Annotated in this window: 9 protein-coding genes; 4 read left to right on the top strand and 5 right to left on the bottom strand. The window is 39.7% G+C overall.

Annotated elements, in window-relative coordinates:
• Positions 1–87: 87 nt before the first annotated feature.
• The 4 genes from FTT88_RS11055 to FTT88_RS11040 all read right to left on the bottom strand — a co-directional run bounded on the left by FTT88_RS11055 (position 88) and on the right by FTT88_RS11040 (position 3030).
• Positions 88–450: a hypothetical protein gene (locus FTT88_RS11055; RefSeq protein ID WP_180107233.1), complete on the bottom strand. Its 363-nt coding sequence runs from the start codon at positions 448–450 to the stop codon at positions 88–90.
• A 107-nt stretch (positions 451–557) separates the two neighbouring features.
• Positions 558–1364: an indole-3-glycerol phosphate synthase TrpC gene (gene trpC, locus FTT88_RS11050; RefSeq protein WP_180107231.1), complete on the bottom strand. Its 807-nt coding sequence runs from the start codon at positions 1362–1364 to the stop codon at positions 558–560.
• A 16-nt stretch (positions 1365–1380) separates the two neighbouring features.
• On the bottom strand, positions 1381–2427 hold the full coding sequence (gene trpD / locus FTT88_RS11045) for an anthranilate phosphoribosyltransferase (RefSeq protein WP_180026397.1): 1047 nt from the start codon (positions 2425–2427) through the stop codon (positions 1381–1383).
• 18 nt (positions 2428–2445) lie between these two features.
• Positions 2446–3030 carry an aminodeoxychorismate/anthranilate synthase component II gene (locus FTT88_RS11040; RefSeq protein ID WP_078190263.1) on the bottom strand — a complete coding sequence of 195 codons (585 nt, stop codon included), beginning with the start codon at positions 3028–3030 and terminating at the stop codon, positions 2446–2448.
• A gap of 888 nt (positions 3031–3918) precedes the next feature.
• Between FTT88_RS11040 and glnA the strand changes: the two genes are divergently transcribed.
• A complete protein-coding gene (gene glnA, locus FTT88_RS11035) occupies positions 3919–5334 on the top strand; it encodes a type I glutamate--ammonia ligase (protein WP_171319222.1) in 1416 nt (471 codons plus the stop codon).
• Positions 5335–5430: 96 nt separating this feature from the next.
• Positions 5431–5709, top strand: a complete 279-nt coding sequence (locus FTT88_RS11030) for a hypothetical protein (protein WP_180173927.1) — start codon at positions 5431–5433, stop codon at positions 5707–5709.
• An 84-nt stretch (positions 5710–5793) separates the two neighbouring features.
• Here the strand turns inward: FTT88_RS11030 and FTT88_RS11025 are convergent, their stop codons facing one another.
• Complete coding sequence (locus FTT88_RS11025) at positions 5794–6708, bottom strand: polysaccharide deacetylase family protein (RefSeq protein WP_168379165.1); 915 nt, start codon at positions 6706–6708, stop codon at positions 5794–5796.
• 203 nt (positions 6709–6911) lie between these two features.
• Here FTT88_RS11025 and FTT88_RS11020 point away from each other — a divergent pair, with 203 nt between their 5' ends.
• Together FTT88_RS11020 and ubiA are read left to right on the top strand one after the other, a co-directional pair.
• Positions 6912–7397 (top strand): chorismate lyase, encoded by a 486-nt coding sequence (locus tag FTT88_RS11020; protein ID WP_168379166.1) that lies wholly within the window; start codon positions 6912–6914, stop codon positions 7395–7397.
• 22 nt (positions 7398–7419) lie between these two features.
• Positions 7420–8301, top strand: coding sequence for a 4-hydroxybenzoate octaprenyltransferase (ubiA, locus tag FTT88_RS11015; protein ID WP_180022630.1), 882 nt, complete (start codon positions 7420–7422; stop codon positions 8299–8301).
• Positions 8302–8388 lie beyond the last annotated feature (87 nt).

Genomic DNA, 8388 nt, shown 5'->3' with positions numbered 1-8388 from the left:
TACACAGCGCATTGGGTTATGTATCGCCTTTTGAGTTTGAAGCAATGTACTATGATAAGATTAACCCGTTAGGTCACGTGGCCTAACTTAAATAAAAATGTCTCCGACAAACCCGGTACGGTTCATATTCTTGTTTTTAGTATTAACTGAGAAATTAATGACTATTGGTAAGCCTTGATAACTAATGATTTCAATTTGATTCTTATTGAAATCATAATTTTTGCCCTTTAGCACGTTAGTATTTATATTTGGAAAAATTTGATTTAGGTCAATCTGCGCAGCAATGATGCCTTCGGGCATATTGGAAATATTAAAGTAGAGGATATGATTTTGGTCAATATGATACGGTGAGCCAGTATAAAGAGTTATATTTTTTGCCCAACTTATCTGGTGTAGTGAAACCAAGATTAATGAAATGAATAGAAGAGTAGAAGAAATAATCGACTTCATTATTTTTTAATTCTCAAATGAATAAAAATTATAAAAAGGATGTGTAATTTTTTTAATATGGATGCAAAGGAGGAAAAGGGTGAGCGAACTCACCCTACATATTTCATTTATATTTTATCAGGCACACCAAACAGCTCCTTAAACGCCTGATCAGGACGTGGCTGCTTCATAAAACTCTCACCGACCAAGAAGGCATGAATGTCATGTTCTTGCATCATGGCAACATCTGTGGGTGTGGCAATACCGCTTTCAGTCACAAGTAGGCGAGAAGGCTCAAGTAACTTCTTCAAACGTAATGATGTATTGAGGTCAACTTCAAAGGTTTTTAAATTACGATTATTGACGCCAAGTAGACAGTTGTCAGAAAGACGCATTGCACGCTCAAGTTCTTCTTCGTCATGTACTTCAACCAATACGTCGAGATTGTGCTCAAAAGCAGTTTTCGACATTTCTTCGAGTTGTTGATCTGACAAACAAGCCACGATTAATAAAATACAGTCTGCATGTAAAGCGCGCGCTTCAATCACACCATATGGATCAATCAAAAAATCTTTACGTAGCGCAGGTAAGTCGCAATGCGTGCGAGCAATTTGAATGTTTTCATCTGCACCTTGGAAAAAGTCGACATCAGTTAAAACAGACAAACACGCTGCACCAGCATCTTGATACTGCTGCGCAATTTCAGCAGGTTTAAAGTTTTCACGAATGATGCCTTTCGATGGTGATGCCTTTTTAATTTCAGCAATCACCCCCGGACGTTTAGAGCCGAGGTTTTGTGCAAAACCTCGAACGGGTGTAGCTGCTTGAGCTAGCTCTTCGACATCTTTATAGCTACGTTGTTTAAGACGGGCTGCAAATTCTTCTTTTTTACGGTCAACAATTTTACCTAAAATTGTATTGGCGATATCTACCATGATTTGAGTCCTAATCTTAAGCTTCGTATTCTTTTAAAGTTTTCGTAAATTCAGACAAAATGCCCATTTTCTCTAGTGCTTGACCGCCATAGATAATGTCATGTGCTAATGCAACACCTTGTTTATAGCTATTGGTTAAGCCTGAAACATAGATACCGGCACCTGCATTTAGGGCAATCATATTCGCGGCTTTATCACCGAGTGCAGATTTATTTTTACCTAAAGCATCTTTAATTAATTTTAGACTTTCCGCAGCACTATCTACAGATAGACCTGTTAAGGTTTGCGACTCGATATCTACAGCTTCAGGTTGAATTTCCCATTCAGTGACCTCGCCATCTTTAAGTTCTGCAACATAAGTACTTGATGCAAGGCTAATTTCATCTAAACCGTCTTTTGAATGCACCACCAAGACATGTTCTGCACCGAGTTGTTTTAAAACTTCAGCCATAGGACGACATAATTCTGTAGAGAAAACACCAATCACAAAACGTTTTACGCCGGCCGGATTCGTAAGCGGGCCAAGTAGGTTGAAAATACTACGGAAGCCCAATTCTTTACGTGGACCAGCAGCATATTTCATGGCTTTATGATGATTAGGTGCAAAGAGGAAACCCACACCCATTTCACGAATACAGCGTTCAGTTTGCTGCATGCTTAGGTCAAGGTTAATTCCTGCTTGTTCTAAAAGATCAGAAGAGCCTGATTTTGATGAAACACCACGACCGCCATGTTTAGCAATGGTTGCACCTGCTGCTGCAATGACAAAACTAGACGCAGTAGAAACGTTAAATAAGTTTTGACCATCACCACCTGTACCAACGATATCCACCAAATGTGGCAGATCACTGACATCGATTTTGATCGCAAACTCACGCATTACACGTGCTGCGGCAGTGATTTCATCAATACTTTCACCTTTTTGGCGTAAGCCCATCATGAGTGCGCCAATTTGCGCATCGGTCGCTTCACCTTGCATGATGGTACGCATCACTTCTTCCATTTGAGGTTGAGTGAGTTCAATATTTTTAGTGATGTTATTTAAAGCTTGTTGAATATTCATAATATTTTTTGCACTCGATTAAGCGTAAATTTCTAAGAAGTTTTTAAAGATTTGATGGCCATGTTCACTAAGAATTGATTCAGGGTGAAACTGCACGCCTTCGACAGGCAATGTCTTATGTTTTACGCCCATGATTTCTTCCATCGTGCCATCTTCTTCATTGGTCCAGCAGGTCACTTCTAAACATTCAGGCAAAGTCGCTTGATCAATCACCAAAGAGTGATAACGCGTTGCTGAAAATGGCGAAGGGAGGTTGCTGAAAATGCCTTGATCGCTGTGATACATGTCAGATAAACGACCGTGCATCACTTTTTTAGCGCGAATAATATCGCCGCCAAAAGCTTGTCCTATGGCTTGGTGGCCTAAACACACACCGAGTAAAGGAATTTTTCCCGCAAAGTGTTGAATCGCAGGAATTGAAATACCTGCTTCACTTGGCGAACAAGGGCCAGGACCAATGACTAAATACTTCGGTTGCCATCGCTCGATATCTTCCAATGTCACGGCATCGTTACGTACAACTTTTACTTCTTGATTTAACTCGCCAAAATATTGGACGATGTTGTAGGTAAAAGAGTCATAATTGTCGATCATCAAAAGCATGAGCGTATTAACCTTTGAAATTTATGCACTTAACTGTGCTTAGAATAGTCCGAAATGATTCTAAATAGTTGTATATTGACCCAAATATCGTGTGGATATTTTAAATAGAAAAATAGTGAAATATTTAGAATGCAGCCAATCATAGCAAATATTATTCAATTTCTGCTGAACAATTTCGCCAAAGTTCATCGCAACTGAAATCATTTCAGCAAATTATCGACTTATAAATTTAGGATTTAAGTTGAACAAAGCAATAGGCTGAATTTAAGTGTTTAAAATGTGTTCAATTGATATTTTAAAAAGATCTGCTTACTGTCGTTAAAAATTGCAATTCAGGCTCTAGCTGGAAAAATATGAACCGTTTTGAAGCAAAATCACCAAAATGGAGCACAATTAATGCAAAGGTAGATTGATCAAAATTAAAACAAAATGGTTAAATCTACTTCAAAAAAAGAGTGCTTTAAGGGCTCAAAAAACCTAAATATCGATCATGAATATAGTTATCACGCTGGTATTTTTCCATCTAGAACTAGCTAAACCATTAGTTTCTATCGTATTTAAATTCGACCTTAAAGCTTTGATAAAATCTCAATGATTTTATCGTTGAAAGCGATTAATCATTTTGGTGCATACTAGTGCAAAACCAAGTTGCACTATTTTGATACACCTGCGAGAAGTTTTTAAACAAAAGTGATGAAGAGTGGCTGAATATGGTGCATTTACTGTTACACACAGTATAATAGTCGAAAAGCAAGGAGTTAAAATCTTCTATTCTGATAAGGAATTCAATATTTTAGCTTGGCTTTTAAAAGTTGGTACGGTAATTGCTTAATAACTACCAACTACTAACACGCACTTCAGTGTGCACAAAAAAATCATCGGAGCAAAATGAGCATGGCGAACAAGGTCCTTCAACTCATCCAAGAAAGTGGCGCAAAATGGGTCGATTTTCGCTTTACTGATACTAAGGGTAAAGAACAACACGTAACTTACCCAGCAGATTCAATCGACGAAGATACGTTTGAAGATGGCAAAATGTTTGATGGTTCTTCAATTGCTGGTTGGAAAGGCATTGAAGCATCTGACATGATCTTACGTCCAGATGCAGAAACTTGTTTTATCGACCCGTTCTTTGCAGAAGCTACAGTTGTTGTGACTTGTGATGTTATCGAACCTTCAACTGGTCAAGGTTATGAACGTGACCCACGCTCTATTGCTCGCCGTGCGGAAGAATACCTAAAATCAACTGGTATCGGTGATACAGCTTTCTTTGGTCCAGAACCAGAATTCTTTGTTTTTGACGAAGTAAAATGGGACATCGATATGTCTGGCGCGCGCCACACATTAATCGCTGAAGAAGCTGCTTGGTCTACTGGTAAAGATTATGAAGCGGGTAACTCTGGTCACCGTCCACGTGTGAAAGGTGGTTACTTCCCAGTTCCTCCTGTAGATTCTTCACAAGATATGCGTGCAGATATGTGTGCAAAAATCGAAGATATCATGGGCCCAGGTCGTGTAGAAGTACATCACCACGAAGTTGCATCTTGCCAGCTTGAAATCGGTGTAAGCTTCAACACTATGGTTCGCAAAGCGGACGAAGTTCAACAGTTCAAATATGCTGTTTGGAACGTTGCTCACCAATATGCTAAAACTGCTACATTTATGCCTAAACCAATGGTTGGCGATAACGGTTCTGGTATGCACGTTCACATGTCGATCTCTAAAGATGGCAAGAACTTGTTTGCTGGTGATGAATACGCTGGTCTTTCAGAAATGGCGTTGTACTTCATTGGCGGTGTGATCAAACACGCTCGTTCATTGAACGCAATCACAAACCCATCAACTAACTCGTACAAACGTTTAGTTCCACATTTCGAAGCGCCGATTATGCTTGCTTACTCAGCACGTAACCGTTCAGCTTCTATCCGTATTCCTTATGTTTCAAGCCCTAAAGGCAAACGTATCGAAGCACGTTTCCCAGATCCAATGATGAACCCGTACTTAGGTTTCGCTGCACTTCTTATGGCTGGTCTTGACGGTATTCAAAACAAGATCCACCCAGGTGAAGCTGCTGACAAGAACTTGTATGACCTTCCTCCTGAAGAAGAAGCTAAAATCCCTACAGTGGCTCATAGCTTAGATATGGCGCTTGAAGCGCTTGCTGCGGACCATGATTACCTTCTTAAAGGTGGCGTGTTCACTAAAGAAATGCTTGATGCTTACATCGAACTTAAAACTGAAGAAGTTCGTCGTCTTAACACGACAACTCACCCAGTTGAATTCGACATGTACTACAGCTTGTAATTCTGTACAGAATTACACTGTAAAAAGACCCGCCTTGTGCGGGTTTTTTTATGAGATGGGTTAAGATAAAGCAAAGAGTTGAATGAATATCTAAACATGGCAAAACCACGTAAAAAACATACCGGTTTTTTTCCTTGGATTGATCCATCGGATCAGGCAAAGGGATTTAAACTCAACTTCTCAGAAGTGACTTATTTGGAAGTTGGGCGGACCGTTGAAGGTTATAAGCAGGCTCAATTTGTCGAACTGAAAAACCCAGAGCTGGCATTGGAGTTTGAATACCCTGAAAGTTTTTATATTACAACCGAAGGACTAGTTCTGATTAAAACACCGCAAGGCAAGTTTGAAGCCATTGCCAAGACAGATAGCTTTTAATTCAACACTAAAAAATTGAACTGAAAAAATGACCTGCAATATTGCAGGTCATTTTTTATTGAATATCTAGAAATTTGCCAAACGTTATTGCAAACCATGCTGTTTTAAATTGTCACCTTCATAAGGCGCATCTTCGGCGGGGTAGCGCAGCTGTGTAATTCCTTGAGTTTTGGCAATCGACCAAATCACACTTTCACCCGCAGGGATGTTTTGGCTGTGCTGTGCATATAACGGGTCTTGCAGGGCGCGCTCAGCTGAAATAAATGTCCAGCCATGCTGTTGAAAAGCAGTAATGGCATCCTTTAAAAATGCGGCATTAATGGCATTTACATGTAAAAGCAAAACATGCTGCGGTGAACGTTGTAAAGTGAGCTGCGCAAGCTGGTCATAATAATCCGCTCGGTGAAGCAGGTGAGCAATATACGCTTGTTTTAGACGCTCTAATTTGTCAAAGTCTTGCTGTTTGGCATAGTCGAGATATTTCCGGTTATAAAACCAGTCACTGGCATCAATACTCACACCGCCAATGCGGTATTGATGCTGCTCTAACCAGTGATAGACAGCATCACGTTTTTCAGCGTTATTACCTTCTTTTAAAAATGGATAACGGTAAATACGGATGTAATTCGGCAGCGTTTTTAGCACTGTATCTGCCTGTTCAATGCTGTGCAGATAATCGTGTACAGTGACATTTTCTTTATTCAGATTTTGGTGCAGTGCACTATGATTGCCAATCAGATGGCCAGATTGTCCCCACGCTTGAATCAGTTGTTTACCTTGATAATCGCCAATTTTAATCAGGCTAGGGAAGACAATAGTTTTGATTTGTTGATCATGCAGATGTTTTAAAATTTGGGCATTGATTTGTTCCGCTTGTGCGTTAAACACTGGATTTAATCCATCATCAAAACTCAGTGCAATAGATTTTGCTTGAGCCGTGATATTGGTACAAAGTAAAACAAGAAAAATAAAAACATGTAGCGGGTTATATGGAAACATTATGTTGGTGTAATTCAGTTGTTATCCACGACATCATACTGTGTAAGTGAGGTTTGTGTTGATTGCAAATGTAATGAAGTACTTAAGCCGTTTTGGTTTTGCTCATTTTACTTAAAACAAGCTATTGGTCATGAAAAACGATGTTGAGTTGGTTACACTAATGATTCGCTATACTCAGCAAAAGCTTATAAGGGAAATGAAATATGCAGCGTCAAGCATGTGAAATGCGGGATAAAAGAATGTCTCCTGAATTAAGAACATGGTTGTATGCTTCGGGTTCATTAACCCAACAATTAACAGATTTTGCCCAAGGTGTATTTAAAGTTGAGCCGAGTATTGAGCAATTTCAACGCATGACGCTTCAAGATGCACAGTGGCTGAAAATGCCAATACAGCACACAGCTTGGGTACGTGAAAGTTATTTATATGGCTGTGAAGCTGAGCCGTGGGTCAAGGCAAAAAGTATATTTCCAATCCTTAGCATACAAGGGCGTGCGCGGATTTTTCAGCATATTGGTAAAAAACCCATCGGACATTTTTTATTTCAGCGTACCAATCCGAAGTGCGAGCGGCGTGTATTGTGGCTAGACGATGGTTGGACACGTCAGAGCTGTTATACTTGGCATGGTTGTAAATTTATTGTTCAGGAAACTTTTTTAGAAAGTTTTGAGCAATATTTGCAGAAATAACATTACCAGATGAAGGACAGTCATGGCCGTGGTGCAACAGATTACTTGGCAGCAGCGTTTAGAAGCTTATTACTATTTATGTCGCTTCGATAAGCCAATTGGCACGGAACTGGTTTTTTGGCCAACCATGTGGGCACTGTGGATTGCTAATCAAGGAACACCGCAATTCAGTATTTTGATTCCCATGATTTTGGGCACGATATTTATGCGTGCAGCAGGTTGTGCGATTAATGACTTTGCTGACCGTAAAGTCGATGGTGCTGTGGAAAGAACCAAGCATCGTCCTTTAGCCACTGGGGTGATTAGTGCTAAAGAAGCCATATATGTGTTCTTGATCTTGGTACTTGCTAGCGCATGTATGTTGTTCTTTTTACCGATAGAAACTTTTTATTGGTCCTTTGGTGCATTGTTTTTAGCGTTCATTTATCCCTTTATGAAACGCTACACGCATCTGCCACAAGTATTTTTAGGCGCGGCATTTTCATGGTCGATTCCTATGGCTTATACCGCTGTTGGGCAAACACCTGATTTAACGTGTTGGTTATTGTACTTTGGTAATTTGGCATGGACCGTTGCGTATGACACACAATATGCCATTACTGACCGTGAATATGATTTGAAAATTGGCGTGAAATCGACTGCGATTTTATTTGGTAAATATGATATTGAAATCATTTCTTTATTACAGGCGCTAAGTATTGTACTGATTGGTTCTGCGTTGTATTTAGAAGATCTCTTGATGCCATTTGGTTTAGTTGCAATGTTGGCTGTGGCTGCCGATTTTATTTACCAATGGACTAAAACCAGAGGCCGTGATCCGCAGTTATGTTTTTGGTCGTTTCGCCATAACCGCTGGGTAGGGCTTATGATTTTTATTGGAATTTTCATGGCCCTGACGCTTTAATGTCATTGATCTGAAACTTTTTAAAATGAACTAAAGCATCCTATTCGGGTGCTTTTTTTATGCATTAATAAAAAGGCATGTAGTTTC

This window comes from Acinetobacter sp. YH01024, from assembly GCF_013420195.1.
Lineage (GTDB): Bacteria > Pseudomonadota > Gammaproteobacteria > Pseudomonadales > Moraxellaceae > Acinetobacter > Acinetobacter amyesii.
Note: the sequence above shows the minus strand (reverse complement) of the source record. Positions and strands in the feature narration are given on the sequence as shown.